Here is an 18,936-nt window from a genome sequence, read left to right on the forward strand (position 1 = left end):
GGGGCGACCCGGGTCCGGTGTTTCGCAGTAGGCTCGCCTCGACGGACGGGGAGCCCATGATCGAAGCGACAGCACTGACCAAGCGGTACGGCGCGACCACCGCGGTCGACGAACTGACGTTCACCGCACGGTCGGGGCGCGTCACCGGCTTCCTCGGCCCGAACGGCGCCGGCAAGTCGACGACCATGCGGCTGATCCTCGGCCTCGACACCCCGGACGCGGGCCGGGTGCTCGTCGACGGCGTCCCGTACCGGGAGCTGACGGATCCACTGAGGACGGTCGGCGCGATGCTGGACGCCACCTGGCGCCACCCCGGCCGCAGCGGGCGCGACCACCTGCGCTGGCTGGCCGCCACCAACGGCATCCCGGACAAGCGCGTCGAAGAGGTGCTGGCGCTGGTCGGCCTGACCAGCGTCGGCAAGACCCGCGTCCTGCAGTACTCGCTCGGCATGCAGCAGCGGCTCGGGATCGCCGCCGCCATGCTCGGCGACCCGCGCGTGCTGCTGTTCGACGAGCCGGTGAACGGCCTCGACCCGGAGGGCATGGCGTGGATCCGGCAGCTGCTGCACGCGCTGGCCGCCGAAGGCCGGACCGTGTTCGTGTCCAGCCACCTGCTGCCGGAGATGGCGCAGACCGCGCAGGACCTCGTGGTGATCGGCCGCGGCCGGCTGATCTACCAGGGCACCATGGACGAGTTCATCGCGCAGACGAGTGAACACGGCGTCCGCGTCCGCACCCCGCACGCGGACCAGCTGCGCGCGGCGCTCACCGGGCAGGCCGAGTTCACCGAAGCCGACGGTGCCTTCGTGGTGTCCGGAATGGACAGTGACCGGATCGGGCAGCTCGCCTTCGACGCCGGCGCCACGCTGCACGAGCTGAGCCCGATCACCGGCTCGCTCGAGCAGGCCTACCTCGACCTGACCCGCGACGCCGTCGAATTCGCGGTGCCGTCCGCGCCGTCCGCGCCGTCTTCGGAGGCCGCCCGATGATCACCAACCTCCTGCGCGCCGAGCGCATCAAGCTCTTCAGCACCCGGGCGCCGTGGTGGTGCCTGGCCATCGCGATCATCGCGCCGCTCGCCTTCACCGCGCTGTTCTTCGCGCTGGCCGGGCCGGAGATCCCGCCGACGGTCGGCAACACCCAGCTCGCGAGCGGCAACGGCCGGACCGTACTGCTCGTGCTCGCGGTGCTCGCGACCGCATCGGAGTTCAACTGGGGCACCATGCGGCTGACGTTCCAGGCGGTGCCGAGCCGGGTGCCGGCGCTGGTGGCCAAGGTGCTGGTCGTCGGCGCGCTGGGCGCCGTGCTCGGGCTGGTCGTCGGCTTCGGTTCCTGGGGACTGGCGTCGCTGGTGCAGCCGGACGCCGACCTCGCGCTGCACTCGGGCGCCGCCTGGCGCTCGGTGCTCGGCCAGAGCCTCGTCTTCCTCTTCACCGCGGTGGCCGGCGTCGGCGTCGCGCTCCTGCTGCGCAGTGTCGCCTTCGGGCTGACGGTGGTCCTCGTGTGGACGCAGGTGCTCGAAGGCGTGCTCGTCTTCATCCCGGGCATCGGCAAGCACATCTACCAGTGGATGCCGTTCCACGCCGCCGACGAGTTCGTCGGGGCGGGCGGGTTCGCCGCGGGGCCGCTGGGGCTGGCGCCGGCGCCGCTCGGGCCCTGGGGGTACCTCGGTTACTTCGCGGCGATCACCGTTGCCCTGTTCGTGGCCGGTGTACTCGTGACGGCACGACGCGACGCCTGAGCGTGACCGCGGTCTCAATACCGCAAAAAACCTTGTTAACAAAAGGTGAAACACCTGTGGCTTCCCTCACAGGCACCGGACATACTGCTACGACCAGGCAAGATTCATAAGTGAGAGCACCGGACCCGTCTGAACTCCCCCTGGAGGTGAATCTTGACGGTGGACACCGGGCAAGAATTGGGCGGCACGATTCCCCGAGCCCGCGTCGAAGACGACGCTCCCCGGCTCGAACCCATGCTGCACCTCGAATGGTCGCGGGCGATCGAACTCCCGCAGGCCGCCATGACGGCGGCGACGCCGGCGGAACTCCGCCGCGCGTGGGTGCACCGCGCACCCGAAGACAGCGTCCTGGCCCTGTTCCGCGCTTCGGCCGGGATGGCGGGCCCGATCCCCGCGCCGTGGTGGCTGCGCGCGATCGCGGACGGCAAGCTCGATTCGCGGGAGCAGGGTTTCCGCGTCGAGGACCGGATCGCGCAACTGCTCGGCAGGCGCCCGGGGTGGGAATTCGTCCCGTGGGCCGCGGACGGTGAATCCGGCTACTGGGAGTTCATGCCGTCCGAACGCGGCAAATCGGGACACGCGATTCCGACGACGGTGATGAACACCGACCGGCACGAGGGCTGGATCGACGTCCTGCCCGCGCACACCGGGCCGACACCGGACCCGATCCCGATCGCCGGGCTCGCCGGACTCCGGTCGCGTCTCGGGGTGATCGAGGCCGTTCGTTAACCTCTCCCTCCGTGGAGAAAGAAGACGGGCGTCGGCTGCGCAGCGTGGTCAGTTACGTCAAGCGCGGTGGCCGGATGACCGTCGGGCAGCAGCGGGCGTGGGACGACCACTGGCCGCGGCTGGGCCGCACGGTGAGCGAGCTGCCCGAAGGGCCGCTCGACTTCACCGCGTGGTTCGGCCGCGAGGCGCCGGTGATGCTGGAGATCGGCTCCGGCATGGGCGAGACGACCTCGCAGCTGGCCGCCGCGGCGCCGGAGCTCAACTACGTCGCGGCCGAGGTCTACGACCCGGGCCTCGGCCAGCTGATGCTGCGCGCCGAAAAGCTGGGCGTCGAAAACCTGCGGCTGCTGCACGGTGACGCCGTCGTGCTGCTGACCGAGCACGTCGAGCCGGACACGCTGCACGGCGTGCGGCTGTTCTTCCCCGACCCGTGGCCGAAGAAGAAGCACCACAAGCGGCGGATCGTGCAGCCGTCGTTCGCCGCGCTCGTGGCGTCGCGGCTCGCGCCGGGCGGCACCTTCCACATGGCGACCGACTGGGAGAACTACGCCGAGCAGATGCTCGAGGTCTGCTCCGCCGAACCCGCGCTGCGGAACTGCTACGACGGCTGGGCGCCGCGGCCGGAGTGGCGGCCGGTGACGAAGTTCGAGCAGCGCGCCGACGTCGAAGGCCGCGTCTCGCACGACCTGATCTTCGAGAAGCGCTGAAGGGGACTCTCCCCGGATCCCCTGCGGAGAAAGTCCCCTTCAGCTCACTACCCCCGGTATCCGCCCCTCCCCCGACAGAGGGGCGAACGCCTTATTCGTCGGCCAGCGGCTCGGCCTGGACCCGCTTCAGCGCGGGGGTGCAGACCGACGCGCCGAGCAGGGCCACCCCGACCCCGAGCACGACCGGCGCCAGCAGCCACGGGCTGAGGACGATGCCGCGCGCGTCGACCATGCTGTAGAGCCCAACGCCGACCAGTACCCCGACGATTCCCGCGCCGATCGTGGCGACCAGCGCCGGCAGCGCGGCTTCCATCCGCAACGCCCTGGCCAGCACCCGCACCGGCGTGCCCGCGGCCATCAGCGCGCCGAACGTGCGGCGGCGGTCCATCACCGAGCCCGCGGTCGCGACCGCGGCGCTGCAGCCGGCCAGGACGCCCGCCGCGATCAGCCCGATCACGGTGACCCGGCGCAGGTCGCCGAGTTCGGTCTGCTGGTTGTACAGGTACTGGTCGCGGCTGCCGATCTCCGCGCCCGCCGCCGGGCCGGCCAGTGCCGTCCGGACGGTCTCGCGGTTCGCGTCGGTGGTCGGCGCGACGACGGTGTAGTCGGTCAGCTCGAGACCGTCCGGCAGCGCCGCCGGGTCGACGATCAGCGTGTCCGACAGGTCCGCGTCCCGGGGGTGCACGGCTTCCACCCGCGTCCCCGACTTCGCGGCCACCGCCGTCCCCTCCCAGTTCGTGGCGAACTTGTACTGGGCCAGGTCGATCGCCGAGTCGCCGAACACGGCAGGGCCGCCCGCGCAGTTCTCCGGGGTGAGCCCGTAGCGGGTCAGCTTGACGGCGTCGGCGCAGGTCATCACCAGCGCGCGGTGGCCGTACCGGTTGGGGGCCTGGCCCTTGACGAGGTAGACCTCGCCGACCGCGACCGCCTGCTCGTTCTGGCCGTACTTCCGCAGGGCGGCGTTGGCCTGGTCGACCATCGTGCCCGCGTGCCGGCCGTCGGTGTCGACGTAGAGGACGGAGTCGGCATAGGACCGCCCGCCGCCGGCCATCGATTCGAACGTCGGCAGCAGCGTCAGCGCCATCGACCCGGCGAACACCGCCAGCACGATCCCGGCGGAGGCCCGGTAGGCGCCCTTCGGGTCGTCACGCAGGCGGCGGCCGGCGAGCAGCGCGGACGGGCGCCGCCAGATCCGGACGAACGTGCCGCCGACCGCCGACGTCACCCACGGCCCGACGATCGCGGCCGAGCCGACCAGGAAGAACAGGCCCGCCATGACCAGCCCGATCCCGCCGGTCTCCTGCACCGTCGTCACGGCGATGAGGAAGAACGCGCCGGCCGCGGGCAGGGCCAGCAGCCGCCACCAGTGCAGCGGCTTCTTCGTGTGCCCACCGGTCGCGAACAGCGGGTTCTTCAGGACCCGGCGCAGGCCGAGGACGCCGGCCAGCACCACGAGCACCGGGATGGCCAGGACGATGAACACCGTCAGGCCGACCGGCAGCGCGAAGTCGGACGCCAGCCAGGTGCCGCCGGCCCACGGCACGAACGACGCGAGGCCGTGCAGGGCCGGGCTGATCAGCAGCCCGAGGGCCGCGCCGATGCCCGCGGACAAGGTCGTCTCGGCGGCCACCATGTTCGTGACCTGCCCCGGCGTCGCCCCGGCCAGCCGGATCGCGGCCAGCCGCCGTTCCCGCCGGGCCGCGGTCAGGCGCGCCGACGACGCGACGAGCACCAGGCTCGGCACCAGCAGCACGATGATCCCGACCCAGGACAGCAGCATGAGCAGCGCGTCCGGGCTCGCCTTCCCGCTCGGGAACCCCGCCACCTGGGACACGTTCTCCGGCATCGCGTCCGGCGCGTGCCCGGTCAGCGCGACCAGCTGCTCCGGGAACCGGAGACCGTCTTCGCCGAGCGAGCCGACGGGCTTGCCGAACCGGTCGCCGAGCTGGGCGGCCGGGTTGGCCTGCAGGAGCCGGCCGAGCGCGGGGGACACGACGGTCTCGCCGGGGCCGGGCAGCTGCGGCACGCCCGGCGGCAGCTGGATCGACCCGGCCGTCGCCCCGGGCGCCAGCGCGACGTCGACGCGGACGATCTGCTTGCCGTCGAAGTAGTCCTTCGACGCGTTGAAGAGCAGGTTGACCGGGCCGTCGGAGCCGTGGCTGTAGAACTGTTCGCCCTGCCAGAGGGCGCGCTGTTCGCGGTTCTGGGTGGCGAACGGCAGCGTCGCCAGCAGCAGCACCAGCCCGGTCGCGACGGCCACCCCGATCGCGGTGAGGATCGCCGACGTCCGGGTCCGCCGGTCGACCCGCAGCACCCGCAGGGCGATCTGGAGGGAGTTCACGCGGCCAGCCTCGCCGCGATCAGGCCGTCCCGGATGGCGACGGTCTTGGGCATCGACTCGGCCAGCTCGCGGTCGTGGGTCACCACGATCACCGCGGCCCCGGTCTCGTGGGCGGCGCCGAGCAGCGCGTCCATCGTGTCGCGGCCGGTGCGCGTGTCGAGCGCACCGGTCGGCTCGTCGGCGAAGATGACCTTCGGCCGGTGGGTCAGCGCCCGGGCGATCGCGACGCGCTGGGCCTCGCCGCCGGACAGCTCGCCGGGACGGCGGCGCTCCTTGCCGGCCAGGCCGAGGCGGGACAGCCAGACGCGGCCGGCGTCGATGGCCTCCTTGCGCCCGAGCCCGGCCAGCAGCGACGGCAGCGCGACGTTCTCTTCGGCCGACAGCTCGGCCACCAGCATCCCCGACTGGAAGACGAACCCGAACTCGGTGCGGCGCAGTTCGCTGCGCTTCTTCTCGCCGAGGTGGTCGATCCGCTGCCCGGCCAGGAAGATCTGCCCGTCGTCGGCCCGGAGGATGCCGGCCAGGACGTGCAGCAGCGACGTCTTGCCCGAGCCGGACGGCCCGACGATGGCGACGGCGTCCCGCGGCTGGATGTCGATGTCGATGCCGGCCAGGGCGTGCTGGTTGCCGTAGCGCTTCACCAGCCCCCGGCCGGAGAGCACCGGGCCGTTCGTCGCGTGTGGAGTGTTCGGGTCCACGAGGTTCTCCCTGTCGGTCGGATCTTGATGCCGACGAGCCTCGCCGAAACCACGGGGTGTCCACTTCGGGCAGACGGCCAGTGACTGCCCCGGCCGCCTCGGCCGATCGGCCGAGGGAGGGCGGGCCACTCGGCCAAGGTGCGGGCACCGGGGAATCACGTAACGTCACGTTGTGCCCGCCGCGCCCCTGCCGAAAACGCTCTACACCCGCGCCGCCGCCCTGGTGCGGCGCATCGGCGTGCCCGCCGCCGTGCTGTACGCCGCGCTGCTGTTCGACGTCATCTACACGACGCAGGCGGCACTCGACGAGCACGGCCCGCGCTTCGTCGACTTCGGCCTGCTGCCGGGCATCTTCGCGATGGTGGCGTGCGGGCTCTGGGCCCAGAAGCGCGCCGCGGTCGCCGGGGTGGCCGGCGGCGGGGTGCTGATCTTCTCCACCCTCTTCCTGCACGCGTTCCACATCCCGCCGTACTCCTCCGTGCTGCCGAAGGTGACGATCACCGAGGTCGTGGCCGGGGTGCTGATGGTCTACTACGTGGCCCGCCGGGCCCGGGCGGGCGTGGCGTTCTGCGTGGTCGGCTTCCTGGTCGTCGCGGGGCTCATCGCCGTCTTCGGCCGCTACGCCGGAGTCGGTGACATCGACAGCGGCACCGGCACCCAGGCGCTGCTGTTCGGCCTGCTGCTGCTCGTCGGGGCCCTGGTGCCGGCCATCGCGACCCGGGACCGCAGGCCGCAGGCCGATCCGCGGGTGCGGCGGCTGAACCGGGTGAACGAGCTGGCGATGGGGCAGTGGCCGCTGATGGGGCTGCTGGCGTTCGCGCTGCTGTTCGAGTTCGGCTACACGTATTCGAGCAACGCCCGCGGGTTCCCGATCCTGTTCTGTTCGCTGGTCGCGGCCGTCATCGCGGTGCTTTCGCCGCGGCGGCCCGCCGACGCGCTGCTCGGCCTCGCCGGGATCATGCTCGTCTCCGCGGTCGTCACGCCGTTCCTGAATCTGCGGTCCTACGACTACCAGATGCCGGGCGGGGTGCCGGCCGTGCAGGTGATCGCCGGCATGGGCGTGGTGGTGAACCTGACCCGCGCCCAGGGGCTGAGCCGGTCCTGGCCGCGGATCGCCGTGCTGTCGAGCGTGGTGGCGCTCGCCGCGATCCTCAACTCCTACCGGTCCCGGGGCCTGCAGACCGACCCGGAAACCTTGACACTGCTGGCCTTCGCCGCGGCGCTGATGCTGGGCATCTCGATCGCCGTCGGCCTGATGCTGCGCTCGCGGGACGCCCAGCGCACCCAGGCCGTGCAGACGGCGGTGAGCGACGCGCAGACGGCCGAGCGGATGGCGCTGGCCCGCGAGCTCCACGACGTCGTCGCCCACCACGTCACCGGGATCGTCGTGCAGGCGCAGGCCGCGCGGATGATGGCCGAGAAGAAGCCCGAGATCGCGGTCGAGGCGATGGCCCGGATCGAGAACGCCGGCGTCGAGGCGCTCGCGGCGATGCGGCGGCTGGTCCGTTCGATGCGCGGCGACGCGCCCGCCGGGATGAGCGAGTTCAGCGAGCAGGCCACCACCGATCTCGGCGCGGACCTGCGGAAGCTCGTCGAGACCGCGAACCACGGCGTGCCGACGTCGATGCACCTCGACGTGCCGCCGGACCTGCCGCACGAGGTCGGCCGCTCGGCGCTGCGGCTGGTGCAGGAGTCGCTGACCAACGTCGGCAAGCACGCTTCGGGCGCGACCGAGGCGTTCGTCGTCGCCGAGGTGCAGGGAGATCAACTGCACCTGAGGGTGACGGACAACGGGCGGGAGACGGCGCACCGGCCGGCCGGCGGCTCGGGCGGCTACGGTCTGGTCGGCATGCGCGAACGCGTCGCGCTGCTCAAGGGCCGGTTGTCGGCCGGGCGGGATCCGGACGGCGGCTGGCGCGTCGAAGCTTGGCTGCCGCTGGCGGCCGGAGAAGACCAGGAAGGGGACGAGTGATCCGGGTACTGATCGCCGACGACCAGGAGATGGTGCGGATGGGTTTCCGCATGATCCTGGACGCGCAGGACGACATCGAGGTCGTCGCCGACGTCGCGGACGGCGTCTCGGCGGTCTCGAAGGCCCGCGAGCTGCGCCCGGACGTCTGCCTGCTCGACATCCGCATGCCCGGACTCGACGGCCTGGAGGTCACCCGGCAGCTGGCCGGCCCGGACGTGGCGGACCCGCTGAAGGTGGTCGTGGTCACGACGTTCGACCTCGACGAGTACGTCCACACGGCGCTGCGCAACGGCGCGTCCGGGTTCCTGCTGAAGGACGCGGGCCCGGCGCTGCTGATCGAGGCGGTCCGCGCGGCCGACCGCGGTGACGCGCTGGTGTCGCCGCAGATCACCGTGCGGCTGCTCAAGCACTTCAACGGCGGCGCGGTGAAGCCGCAGGCCGCCTCGCCGTCCGAGCCGCTGACGCCGCGGGAGCTGGACGTACTGAAGGCGGTCGCGCGCGGGCTGACCAACACCGAGATCGGCGCGGAGCTGTTCATGTCGCTGTCGACGGTGAAGACGCACCTGGCGTCGGTGCAGAGCAAGATCGGCGCGCGGAACCGGGTGGAGAGCGCGGCGTGGGCGTGGCGGAGCGGAGTCGTTTCGTGATTCCGGGTGCGTAGTATCCAGAGATGCAACGCCGTTTCCACGCCCCTGTCGTTCTCCCCGCCGACCCGTCCTGTTCGCTTCTCCGTGACGCGGTCGTCGACGTCGACGCCGATGGGCGCATTTCGTACTGCGGACCGGCGGCCACCGCCCCGGAATCCACCGCACCGGTCACCACCCTGACCGGCATCCTGCTGCCCGGCCTGGTCAACACGCACGCGCACAGCCCGATGACGCTGCTGCGCGGCATGGGCGGCGACCTGCCGCTGCTGCCCTGGCTCAACGAGATCATCTGGCCGGCCGAGGCGAAGCTGCGCCCGGAGGACGTCCGCACCGGCATGCTGCTCGGCTCGGTCGAGATGCTGCGCCACGGCGTCACGACCAGCGCCGAGATGTACTTCGAAGGCGAGCAGCTGGTCGACGCGGTCCTGACCACGGGCGGCCGGGTACTGGTCGCGCCCCCGGTGATGGAGCTGCCGGGCCTGGACTGGAAGGCCCAGCTGGCGGCGATCGAGCGCTGGATCGACACGGACGGCCTCCGTTTCGGCCACGGAGACCGCATCGAGCTCGGCTACGGCCCGCACTCGGCGTACATGCTCTCTTCCGACGGCTTGCGCGCGACCGCGGAGTCGGCGCTCTCGCGCGGCGCGTTGGTCCAGATCCACGTCGCCGAGGCGGCGGCGGAGGACACAGCGGTTCGTGCTTCTCATGGTTCGGTGCCGGCTTTGCTTCGTGAGCTGGGCATGCTGGACGGCCGGGTGCTGGCGGCGCACTCGATCCACCTGTCGGATTCGGACATCGCGCTGTACGCGGCCCACGGCGTCGGCATGGCGCACTGCCCGGGCTCGAACGCGAAGCTGGCTTCGGGCATCGCGCGGATCGCGGACCTGCGCGCGGCAGGGGTTTCGGTGGGACTCGGCACCGACGGCCCGGCGTCCAACGACGACCTCGACCTGTGGGAAGAACTGCAGCTCGCGGCCATGTTCGCCCGCCTGGCCACGGGCGATTCGACGGTGCTGACGGCGGCCGACGTCTTCCTGCTGGCGACTCGGGGCGGGGCTGCCGCCTTGGGCCGGTCCGACATCGGTTCTTTGGAGCCGGGCCGGTGGGCCGACCTCGTGCACATCGACCTGGACGACCCGGCGTTCGCCTGTGGCTTGGACGTGCCGGACGCGCAGCTGCTGTCGAACCTGGTGTGGGCGGCCGGGTCACGACGGGTGCGGGATGTGTGGGTCGCGGGTGAGCAGGTCGTGGCCGACGGCGAGTCGACGAAGGTGGACCGGGCGAAGGTGCAGGCCGGCGTGGCCGAGACAGCGGCGCGGCTGCGGGCTTGATCCGGAGTCGCGCCCAGACCTCCCCGCCCACCCCGATCCGAAGCCGTAGTCACAATCGGGCCCAGCAGATCCCGCTTTCACCGCGGCAGCGACCGAGCCTTGCCGGCACCCTCGCCCTCTCCGGGCAGGGCGCCGACAAGTCGGAACGCCCTTCTTTCCGGCGCCACACCGGCCCGAACAGACGCTGACGCCCCGGACCTGCACCCCATCCAGCCCTCCCCGGCCACCCCGATCCGAAGCCGAAACACGGCCGGTGGTGCCGGGTCAAGGCACGCTTTCCCGCCTTGACACAACCTGCCGGCCGTTGAACAATCCGGCGTTCGGGCCGGCGGGAACCCCTCAGTCAGGGTTCACCACCGATCCCCACCATGGCGAGGCTCTGCGGCAGCCAACCGCAGCCCAGGCACGGCCCGCCCTCCCTGGGGGCTGCCCCCGCTTCCAGCGTATCGGCGGCATCGGACAAAACCCGGCCCCAACAAACCCCCGCACCCAAGTTGTCCACAGCCCGACCCGCCAGTGGACAACTCACCAGAGCCGTAAACGCAGAAAGCAAAACGGCCCCACACCCAAGAGGGTGCAGGGCCGCAAAGCCAAAGATCACCGAGGCGCCGGACCAGCCTGGTCCGAAAGCATCCGCAGCGCGTTCACCAGGCCGTTGACCAGCCCCCGAACCAGGTCGCCCTCCTTGAACGACGCCACCATGCTCGCCACCGCGAGCTTGGCACCGCGGTCCGGCAGCCGCACATAAGCGGCCTTGCCCGTGACGATCTCGATCTTGCGCTCACCCGGCGAGACCGCGATCAGCACCGAGTTCGACGGGTCCGCCGTCATCGCGTGCAGCTTCTCCGCCGTCTCGCGGCTCTCCGCGCCGAGCTCGCCGAGGTACAGGCTGAAGTCCAAGCCGGTCTCGCGCGAAGCGAACGTCAGCGCCTCGTCGAGGCGGGCCAGCTGGCGGGTGTTGAACGGCCCGGACGGCGCCTCCGGCTCGTACATCTTGGCCGCGGACACCCGTCCGGTGGCCATCAGAGCCTCGCCGTAGCCCAGCTCGGACTCGTCGACGCGCTTCGTCAGCTCACCAGTTGCCACGAGCGCCTCCCGCCGCGGTCGGGGCGCCCTCGGGCGCGCTGTTCTCGGTGCCGGCGTGCCGGTGGGCCGTGCCCGCCCCTTCGGGGTTGGCGCTCCACCACATGGCCGGGTACTCCCAGGCCTGGCCGGACCGGTGCCGCGGGGCACCGCCGGACCTGCGCCGGAGCGTCAGCAGCCCGGCGAGGCCGTAGATGGCCAGCGGGATCACGGCGAAGACCACGATCGTCTCGACGATGTTCACGCCGGTGAGCGTATCGGATGACCTCCGCACCCACCGCGCGCGGCGCACTCGACCGTTCGTCGTAAGCCGAGTGCCGTCCGCCGCTTGGCTCGCGGCCACTGGAACGTTGGGGCGAAGACCGTCGGGCCGAAAGGTTGCAACTCAACGTACAGGCGGCCGCACCCGCCGCTGTCGTCTTGTCGGGGCCTTGAAATCCTCGTAGCTTTTTCACCTGTACGGGCCTTGCGCCCCGCTCCCCAGCCCCAGCAGGTAACGCACCGGTCCCAGGAGGCCTTGCCATGAACAGCGTCCAGACGCCCGCACAGGCGATCACCGAGACCACCTCGTCACTGAGCGAAATCGAATTCGTGCCCGGAACGCGTGTGACGGCGGGCACAAGGGTTACCCGGGGTACACGCGTCACTCGCGGTACACGTGTGACGGCGGGAACGCGGGTCACGATGGGCACCCGGGTGACGGCGGGCACGCGAGTCACCCGAGGGACCCGGGTCACGCGCGGCACACGCGTCACGATGGGCACGCGTGTGACGGCCGGCACGCGAGTCACCTGCGGCACGCGCGTCACGCGGGGCACTCGGGTCACCCGCGGCACGCGCGTCACCATGGGCACCCGCGTCACCTGCCAGAGCGACTACGCGCTCGCTGCCTGACCCGTACTCCAGGGACGCGCGCTACCTCAGCGCAAGCACCCGGCTCGCCCCGGCCGCCGCACAGGCAGCCGGGGCGCCGGCTTGTCAGGGGGCGCTCCGCCCGCCGGAGGAGCTAAGCGGCGGAGCCCAGATACGGCCGCCAGAGCGGGTCGGCCTCCTTGGAGTGCGCGAGCAGCCGCCAGTGCGGGCCGTGGGGCGCCCGCGGGACGATCCGCAGCCGCCAGCCGATCTCCGAGAGCAGCCGGTCCGCTTTGCGGTGGTTGCACTTGGCGCAGCAGGCGACGCAGTTGGTCCAGCTGTGGGGGCCACCCCGGCTGCGCGGGAGGACGTGGTCGATCGTCTCGGCCCGCCCTCCGCAGTAGGCGCAGCGGTAGCGATCCCGGTGCATGAGCCCCGCACGGGTCAGCGGCACCTGCGCGCGATACGGTACGCGCACGTACGTGCTGAGGCGGATCACCGAGGGCACCGGCAGCGAAACCTTCGCCGAATGCAGCTCGATCCCGCCGGGGTCACCGTGGACCACTTCGGCCTTGCCGCACATCACGAGCACCACGGCGCGCCGCAGCGGCAACGCCGTCAGCGGCTCGAAGGTGGCGTTGAGCAGGAGCACCCGGCGCCGGCCCCAGGCCGGGGCGGCCGGATCCCGGCCTCTACTACGCTGTCCGGGCGGGCGGGTCACTCCCCCTGGGCGGGTCCCCGGCCCGGCCGGGACGGTTCCGCCGGATGCGGAACCCCCCGGATAGGCACGCAGAACCACCTCTGGCGCCTCGTCGGCCGTGGCTTGGCCGGAGACGCCGCGGGGGCTGGGTTGTCGGTCTGGCACTCGACCACCTCCAGGGGCGTAGGCATAGTCGACCACAGAACAGGCCCCCAGCGCACGTGTGTTACAAGACGTGTCACATCCGCGCGACCCAACATCCACTCGGCGTTGGGGTGCCCGACCCGATCGGAAGGATGAACGAACCGCCGTGCTTTCCCTGCTCCCCTCCGCCGACCCGCCGTGCGTGAAGGACCCCAGTACGTTCTGCTACACGGTGTACGACGTCACGCACAACCTGTGGCTGGCGGGCTCGGCGAACTGGCTGATCACCAAGCCGGTCAAGATCCTGATGATCATCGTGATCGCGTTCCTGGTGCGCCTGATCCTGAGAAGGCTGATCAACCGCGTCACGACCCTGCCGAAGACCGGCGGCAAGCTCCCGTCGCTGCTGCGCCCCCTGCGCGAGCGCGCCCCGGAGGTGCTCGGCTCCGCCGTGATCGAACGGCGCCGCCAGCGCGCGAAGACCATCGGCTCGGTGCTGAAGTCGATGTCGACGTTCCTGATCTACGGCCTGGCGTTCATCCTCGTGCTGGGCGAACTCGGCATCAACCTCGGCCCGATCATCGCGTCGGCGGGCATCATCGGCGTCGCGATCGGCTTCGGCGCCCAGAACCTGGTCAAGGACTTCCTGTCCGGGATCTTCATGATGGTCGAGGACCAATACGGCGTCGGCGACGTCGTGGACGTGGGCGAAGCATCCGGCACGGTCGAGTCGGTGGGCTTGCGCATTACGACGCTGCGTGACGTCAAGGGTACGGTCTGGTACGTCCGCAACGGCGAAGTGCTGCGCGTCGGCAACTCGAGCCAGGGCTTCGCGGTGGCGGTCGTGGACGTCCCCCTCGGGTACACGGCCGACGTCGAGCGCGCGACGACGGTGCTCGCCGACGCGGCGGTCACGGCCACGGAGTCCGACGCGCTCAAGGACAACGTCCTCGAGCCGCCGGAGATGCTGGGTGTGGAAAGCGTCACACCGGAAGGGCTCTCGCTCCGCCTGACGGTGAAGGTCCGGCCGGGTAAGCAGTGGGCGGTGCAGCGGGCGCTGCGGGCCCAGCTGCTGGCGGCTCTGGAGGAGGCGGGCTTCGAACCGCCGCTCGGCCGGCTGTTCCCGCCCGCGGCCCCGGCCGTCGAGAAGTAGGCGCCATTACGCTGGGGAGCGGGTTCGCGACGAACCGGAACTGTGCGGACCGGGCGTCGGGAACCCGCACCCCAAGGGCAAAATGGAAGGCGTGTCTGCAGTGAGCGAACCGGCGAACCTCTACGAAGCGGTCGGCGGCGAACCGACCTTCCGCCGGATCGTCGGGCGGTTCTACGAGGAGGTCGCGCGCGACGAGGTCCTCCGGCCCCTCTACCCCGAAGAGGACCTCGGGCCCGCCGAGGAGCGGTTCCGGCTGTTCCTCATCCAGTACTGGGGCGGCCCGCACACCTACTCCGACCAGCGCGGGCACCCGCGGCTGCGGATGCGGCACGCGCCGTTCAAGATCGGGCCGCTCGAGCGGGACGCCTGGTTGCGGTGCATCCGGATCGCCGTCGACGAAGAGAACCTCGAAGAACCGTACCGGGGGCAGCTGTGGGCCTACCTGGAGATGGCGGCGCACAGCATGATGAACAGCTTCGTCTGATGACCTCGGCCGCCTGGTGGCGCGATGCCGTCTTCTACCAGGTCTACGTGCGCTCGTTCGCCGACTCGGACGGTGACGGCGTCGGGGACCTGGAAGGCATCCACTCCCGGCTCGGTTACCTGGAGCTGCTGGGCGTCGACGCGCTGTGGCTGACGCCCTTCTACCGCTCCCCCATGGCCGACCACGGCTACGATATCGCCGACCCGCGGGACGTCGACCCGATGTTCGGCACCCTCGGCGACTTCGACGTGCTGCTCACCGAGGCGCACAAGCGGAACATCAAGGTCACCGTGGACGTGGTCCCGAACCACACCAGCAACCAGCACGCCTGGTTCAAGTCGGCGATGGCCGCCGCGCCGGGCAGCCCCGAGCGCGACCGGTACATCTTCCGCGACGGCGTCGGGCCGAAGGGCGAAGACCCGCCGAACAATTGGGTCAGCGCCTTCGGCGGCCCGGCCTGGACGCGCGTGCCGGACGGCCAGTGGTATCTGCACCTGTTCGCGCCGCAGCAGCCGGACCTCAACTGGGCCAATCCCGAGGTCGCCGCGGATCTCGAGCGCACGCTGCGGTTCTGGCTCGAACGCGGCGTCGACGGCTTCCGCATCGACGTCGCCCACGGCATGGCCAAGCCGCCCGGCCTGCCGGACATGGACCCGCGCGCGAACGCGCTGGGGCCGAGCCACTACTACGACCCGCGGTGGGACCACGACGGGGTCCACGAGATCCACCAGATGATCCGCAAGGTGCTCGACGAGTTCCCGGACGCGATGGCGGTCGGCGAGATCTGGGTGACCGACGAGGAACGCCTGTCGCGCTACCTGCGGCCCGACGAACTGCACCTGGCGTTCAACTTCCGGCTGGTGCTGACCCACTTCGACGCCGACGCCATGCGCACGGCCATCGAGCGCTCCCTGGCCGTCCCCGCCCGCACGGGCGCCCCGGCAACTTGGACGCTGGGCAACCACGACGTCTGGCGCCAGGTCAGCCGCTACGGCGGCGGCTCGGTGGGCGTGCGGCGCGCGCGGGCGATGGCCCTGGTGGAGCTGGCGCTGCCGGGCGCGGTGTACCTGTACAACGGCGAAGAACTGGGGCTGGCGAACGTTTCGCTGTCGCCGTCGGACATGACCGACCCGCGGGCCAAGACGAGCGGGGCGGAGTTCGGGCGGGACGTGGCGCGGGTCCCGCTGCCGTGGGAGGGCGACCTGCCGCCGTTCGGGTTCTCGCGCAATCCGCGCACGTGGCTGCCGATGCCGGCTTCATGGGCGGGGTTGACGGTGGAGAAGCAGATCGAGGACGCGGACTCGACGCTGTCGCTGTACCGCGCCGCCATCGAGCTGCGGAAAACACACGCGGCGTTCAGCGGCGACGAGCTGGAGTGGTACGGCGCACCGGCAGGCTGTTTCGCCTTCCGGCGGCGCGGGGGTGGGCTGGTGTGCGCGTTGAACACGTCGGCCTCGCCGATCGCGTTGCCGCCGGGTGAGGTGTTGTTGTCGAGCAGTCCGCTGGTGGAGGGGAAACTGCCCGCGGACTCGGCCGCCTGGCTCGTCTAGCTCTGGCCACCCGAACCCGAGCCGTCGTCGAAGGCGCCGCTGGCCAGCCAGGCCACCAGGGCCGCGGCCTGGAGGTAGGGCGCCGCCTGGGCGGCCGCCCGGCCCGCCGCGCGCGTGCGACCCCACCTCTCAGGTCTTTCGGCGCGCTCCGGCGCCTGCTCGCCCGCCGGACGGTCGCGCCGCCACTGCGGCTCCGACACGCGGACTTCGTCGAGGAAGTCCGCGGTCGGGTCGTTGTCCGGGGTCATGCCTCCAGCGTGCCACCATCCGGGCCGGATGGTGGCCGCCGTAAGGACTTCGTCAGAACAACAGCGGCAACAGCGCGTGACGGCGTCGCACGATCGCGCCATAGCGCGCGTCCAGGCGCATCCACGAGTCCGTGGCCGTCACGCGGACCACGTCACCGGGCACGTCCGAGTCCACGAACCCCATGCCGGACATCGCGAACAGGCAGCGCATCTGCACCTTGACCTCGACCGAACCGCCGCTCACGGTCAGCACCGCCTGGTCCATCAGCGACGCCGGCGGCGTGCCGTGCGGGCCCACGTTGTCCCTGGCCAGCGTGACGCCGCGATCCGCCAGCTCGGACACCACCTGCGCCGGGAGCTCGTCGACCAGCGGCCAGCGGCCGGGCGGCGGGAGCTCGCCGTGCCAGAGCAGGTCGCGGGCCGGGCCCGGGTCCATCCGGGGCCCGCCCGCCACGGTCAGCGCCGCGAGCAGCTCGTTGCCGGACACCGTGACGTCACCGGGTGTCACGTCCCCGGCCACCGCTCGGGTGGCCAGGCACTCGAACGGCGTCGACGTCCAGGCCTCGACCACGCCGTCGCCGCGCCGGCGCAGCCGGACGGCCGTCTGGCCGTCCAGCCGGACCGCGCGGGCGACGAACGCGCCGAGGGTCTCCCGGTCGGCCGCGTCCGGCACGAACAACTCAGGCATCCGCGAACCCCTGCTTCAGAAACTCCGACTCGGCCGGGCTGAGCCTACGCGGCCGCAACTCGACCGTGTCGTACGGCGCCAGCACCGTCTCCGCGGTGACCGCCACCGGGTCGTCCGGGGACGGCCCGCCGTGCACCCGGTAGGCCAGCGTGAAGCTCGCCGCGCGCAGCTGCGTCAGGTCGATGTCCACCCGCAGTTCCTGCCCGGACACCACGATCGGCGCCTTGTAGGCCACTTCCAGCCGCACCACGACGATGCCCTTCGGCAGCTGGTCCAGCCCCGCCTCGACGGCGCCCTTGAACAGCAGCGGGATGCGTGCCTCTTCCAGCAGCGTCACCAGCTTCGCGTGGTTGACGTGGCCGTAGACGTCCATGTCCGTCCAGCGCGGGCGGACGTGCGATACGTAGGTCACCGCACCGTGCTCCGGATCTGGCGGGCCGCCACCGAGAGGGTCGCCAGGTCGAGCCGGCCGGACTTGGTGATCTCGTCTAGCGCGACGCGCGCCCGCTGCAGCCGGGACGCGTTCGTCTTCTCCCACTGCGCGATCTTGGCGTCCCCGGACGAGCCCGGATCGCTGTGCCGCAACGCATCGAGCGTGATCGCCCGCAGCGAACCGTAGACGTCGTCGCGCAGCGAAAGCCGGGCCAGCGCGTGCCAGCGGTTGCCGCGTTCGAGCTTGCTGATCTCGGTGAGCATCGAGTCGATGTCCAGGTGCGCCGAGAGCGCGTAGTACAGCTCCGCCGTCTCGGCCGGGCTGTGCACCGCGTCCACGCCGATCTGCTGCTCGGCGAGCTCGGCGACCTCGGTGACGTCGAGCAGGCCGTAGGTGTGCAGCAGCAGCGACACCCGGCGGGCCAGGCCCTCGGGCACGTTCGCGGCGATCAGCTCGTCGACGTGCTTCTGCACCGACTCGGCTTCGCGGCCGCGCAGCAGGTCGCCGATGTTCGGGACGAGCTTGTCGAGCACCCGCCGGAAGCGCTTGATCTCCGACAGCGGGGCCAGCGGCTGCGGCCGGTTGGTGAGGAACCAGCGCGCGGCCCGGTCGAGCAGGCGCCGCGTCTCCAGCACCATCGCGTCGGCGACGTCGGTGTGCACGACGTTGTCGAGCGCGTCGATCTCCTTCCACAGCGCGGGGAGGTCGAACACCTGCGTCACCACGGCGTACGCGCGCACCGCGTCCGTCGCCGTCGCGTTCATTTCCTCCATCAGCCGGTAGACGAAGGAGATGCCACCGCCGTCGACCACCTCGTTGGCGATCAGCGTGGTGATGATCTGACGGCGCAGCGGGTGTTCGCCGATCGCCGAGCCGAACCGCTCGCGCAGCGGCTTCGGGAAGTACTCGGGCAGCCGCGCCGCGAAGACCTTCGAGTCGGGCAGGTCGCTGGCCAGCAGCTCGTCCTTCAGCTCCAGCTTGACGTGCGCGAGCAGCGTCGCCAGCTCCGGCGAGGTGAGGCCCTTGCCCGCCTTCTCCAGCTCGCGGAACTCCGAATTGCTCGGCAGGGCCTCGAGCTTGCGGTCGAACGCGCCCGCGGCCACCAGCGCCTGCACCTGGCGCGCGTGCACCGACAGCATCGGCGCGGCGTGCGCGCGGCTGACGCCGAGGACGGCGTTCTGCCGGTAGTTGTCCTTGAGCACCAGCGCGCCGACCTCGTCGGTCATCTCCTCCAGCAGCTCATTGCGCTGCTCGCGCTCCAGCTTGCCGGTCTGGACGAGGTGGTCGAGCAGGATCTTGATGTTGACTTCGTGGTCGGAGCAGTCGACGCCGGCCGAGTTGTCCAGCGCGTCGGCACCGCGCCCGTCATCGGGTAGCCGATCATCGGCAGCTCGACGTCCCCGACCCGGTACCAGTCGAAGAGCGGCCCGACGCT

Annotated in this window: 20 protein-coding genes; 11 read left to right on the forward strand and 9 right to left on the reverse strand. The window is 71.4% G+C overall.

What is annotated here, in order from left to right:
• The first annotated feature begins 56 nt into the window (after positions 1 to 56).
• The 4 genes from ACWDN5_RS27085 to trmB all read left to right on the forward strand — a co-directional run bounded on the left by ACWDN5_RS27085 (position 57) and on the right by trmB (position 3,177).
• Positions 57 to 989 carry an ABC transporter ATP-binding protein gene (locus ACWDN5_RS27085; RefSeq protein ID WP_449678251.1) on the forward strand — a complete coding sequence of 311 codons (933 nt, stop codon included), beginning with the start codon at positions 57 to 59 and terminating at the stop codon, positions 987 to 989.
• Complete coding sequence (locus ACWDN5_RS27090) at positions 986 to 1,741, forward strand: hypothetical protein (RefSeq protein ID WP_310968429.1); 756 nt, start codon at positions 986 to 988, stop codon at positions 1,739 to 1,741. The genes ACWDN5_RS27085 and ACWDN5_RS27090 overlap by 4 nt, the downstream gene beginning before the upstream one ends.
• A gap of 159 nt (positions 1,742 to 1,900) precedes the next feature.
• Positions 1,901 to 2,470, forward strand: coding sequence for a hypothetical protein (locus tag ACWDN5_RS27095; protein ID WP_310968428.1), 570 nt, complete (start codon positions 1,901 to 1,903; stop codon positions 2,468 to 2,470).
• Between the two features lie 74 nt (positions 2,471 to 2,544).
• The gene (gene trmB / locus ACWDN5_RS27100; RefSeq protein WP_310968519.1) at positions 2,545 to 3,177 is read left to right on the forward strand and encodes a tRNA (guanosine(46)-N7)-methyltransferase TrmB; all 633 of its coding nucleotides are present in this window, start codon (positions 2,545 to 2,547) and stop codon (positions 3,175 to 3,177) included.
• Positions 3,178 to 3,268: 91 nt separating this feature from the next.
• Here trmB and ACWDN5_RS27105 read toward each other — a convergent pair whose 3' ends face one another.
• Together ACWDN5_RS27105 and ACWDN5_RS27110 are read right to left on the reverse strand one after the other, a co-directional pair.
• The gene (locus ACWDN5_RS27105; RefSeq protein WP_449678252.1) at positions 3,269 to 5,518 is read right to left on the reverse strand and encodes an FtsX-like permease family protein; all 2,250 of its coding nucleotides are present in this window, start codon (positions 5,516 to 5,518) and stop codon (positions 3,269 to 3,271) included.
• Positions 5,515 to 6,216 (reverse strand): ABC transporter ATP-binding protein, encoded by a 702-nt coding sequence (locus tag ACWDN5_RS27110; RefSeq protein WP_310968426.1) that lies wholly within the window; start codon positions 6,214 to 6,216, stop codon positions 5,515 to 5,517. Before ACWDN5_RS27110 ends, ACWDN5_RS27105 begins: the two co-directional genes overlap by 4 nt.
• A 172-nt stretch (positions 6,217 to 6,388) precedes the next feature.
• On the opposite strand from ACWDN5_RS27110, the gene ACWDN5_RS27115 reads away from it, so the two are divergent.
• Genes ACWDN5_RS27115 through ACWDN5_RS27125 form a run of 3 tightly spaced genes read left to right on the forward strand, consistent with a single transcriptional unit; the run spans position 6,389 to position 10,166 of the window.
• Positions 6,389 to 8,188, forward strand: coding sequence for a sensor histidine kinase (locus ACWDN5_RS27115; RefSeq protein ID WP_310968425.1), 1,800 nt, complete (start codon positions 6,389 to 6,391; stop codon positions 8,186 to 8,188).
• Entirely contained in the window at positions 8,185 to 8,835 is a 651-nt protein-coding gene (locus ACWDN5_RS27120; RefSeq protein WP_191313514.1) for a response regulator, read from the forward strand. Before ACWDN5_RS27115 ends, ACWDN5_RS27120 begins: the two co-directional genes overlap by 4 nt.
• 23 nt (positions 8,836 to 8,858) lie before the next feature.
• Complete coding sequence (locus ACWDN5_RS27125) at positions 8,859 to 10,166, forward strand: amidohydrolase family protein (RefSeq protein WP_449678253.1); 1,308 nt, start codon at positions 8,859 to 8,861, stop codon at positions 10,164 to 10,166.
• A gap of 597 nt (positions 10,167 to 10,763) precedes the next feature.
• On the opposite strand, the gene ACWDN5_RS27130 is transcribed toward ACWDN5_RS27125, so the two are convergent.
• Together ACWDN5_RS27130 and ctaJ are read right to left on the reverse strand one after the other, a co-directional pair.
• Positions 10,764 to 11,252, reverse strand: coding sequence for a DUF5130 family protein (locus tag ACWDN5_RS27130; protein WP_449678254.1), 489 nt, complete (start codon positions 11,250 to 11,252; stop codon positions 10,764 to 10,766).
• Positions 11,239 to 11,493, reverse strand: coding sequence for an aa3-type cytochrome oxidase subunit CtaJ (ctaJ, locus tag ACWDN5_RS27135; RefSeq protein WP_310972138.1), 255 nt, complete (start codon positions 11,491 to 11,493; stop codon positions 11,239 to 11,241). Before ctaJ ends, ACWDN5_RS27130 begins: the two co-directional genes overlap by 14 nt.
• Positions 11,494 to 11,771: 278 nt before the next feature.
• On the opposite strand from ctaJ, the gene ACWDN5_RS27140 reads away from it, so the two are divergent.
• The gene (locus tag ACWDN5_RS27140) at positions 11,772 to 12,143 is read left to right on the forward strand and encodes a hypothetical protein (protein WP_310972136.1); all 372 of its coding nucleotides are present in this window, start codon (positions 11,772 to 11,774) and stop codon (positions 12,141 to 12,143) included.
• A 112-nt stretch (positions 12,144 to 12,255) separates the two neighbouring features.
• Here the strand turns inward: ACWDN5_RS27140 and ACWDN5_RS27145 are convergent, their stop codons facing one another.
• Positions 12,256 to 12,753, reverse strand: a complete 498-nt coding sequence (locus ACWDN5_RS27145) for an HNH endonuclease (protein WP_310972134.1) — start codon at positions 12,751 to 12,753, stop codon at positions 12,256 to 12,258.
• Positions 12,754 to 13,147: 394 nt separating this feature from the next.
• Between ACWDN5_RS27145 and ACWDN5_RS27150 the strand changes: the two genes are divergently transcribed.
• The 3 genes from ACWDN5_RS27150 to ACWDN5_RS27160 all read left to right on the forward strand — a co-directional run bounded on the left by ACWDN5_RS27150 (position 13,148) and on the right by ACWDN5_RS27160 (position 16,132).
• Positions 13,148 to 14,098 (forward strand): mechanosensitive ion channel family protein, encoded by a 951-nt coding sequence (locus ACWDN5_RS27150; protein WP_396136939.1) that lies wholly within the window; start codon positions 13,148 to 13,150, stop codon positions 14,096 to 14,098.
• Positions 14,099 to 14,198: 100 nt separating this feature from the next.
• Positions 14,199 to 14,582, forward strand: a complete 384-nt coding sequence (locus tag ACWDN5_RS27155) for a globin (protein ID WP_354923302.1) — start codon at positions 14,199 to 14,201, stop codon at positions 14,580 to 14,582.
• Positions 14,582 to 16,132: a glycoside hydrolase family 13 protein gene (locus ACWDN5_RS27160; protein ID WP_310972130.1), complete on the forward strand. Its 1,551-nt coding sequence runs from the start codon at positions 14,582 to 14,584 to the stop codon at positions 16,130 to 16,132. The genes ACWDN5_RS27155 and ACWDN5_RS27160 overlap by 1 nt, the downstream gene beginning before the upstream one ends.
• Here ACWDN5_RS27160 and ACWDN5_RS27165 read toward each other — a convergent pair.
• The 4 genes from ACWDN5_RS27165 to ACWDN5_RS27180 all read right to left on the reverse strand — a co-directional run.
• Positions 16,129 to 16,380: a hypothetical protein gene (locus tag ACWDN5_RS27165; protein WP_310972128.1), complete on the reverse strand. Its 252-nt coding sequence runs from the start codon at positions 16,378 to 16,380 to the stop codon at positions 16,129 to 16,131. The genes ACWDN5_RS27160 and ACWDN5_RS27165 overlap by 4 nt on opposite strands.
• Before the next feature lie 52 nt (positions 16,381 to 16,432).
• Positions 16,433 to 17,068 (reverse strand): hypothetical protein, encoded by a 636-nt coding sequence (locus tag ACWDN5_RS27170; protein ID WP_449678255.1) that lies wholly within the window; start codon positions 17,066 to 17,068, stop codon positions 16,433 to 16,435.
• Positions 17,061 to 17,480, reverse strand: a complete 420-nt coding sequence (locus ACWDN5_RS27175) for an acyl-CoA thioesterase (protein ID WP_310972124.1) — start codon at positions 17,478 to 17,480, stop codon at positions 17,061 to 17,063. The genes ACWDN5_RS27170 and ACWDN5_RS27175 overlap by 8 nt, the downstream gene beginning before the upstream one ends.
• Positions 17,477 to 18,936, reverse strand: a 1,460-nt coding sequence (locus tag ACWDN5_RS27180) for an NAD-glutamate dehydrogenase domain-containing protein (protein ID WP_449678256.1), incomplete at its 5' end; no start/stop codon positions are given. The genes ACWDN5_RS27180 and ACWDN5_RS27175, both read right to left, overlap by 4 nt.

The sequence above is a fragment of the Amycolatopsis sp. NPDC003731 genome, assembly GCF_053586895.1.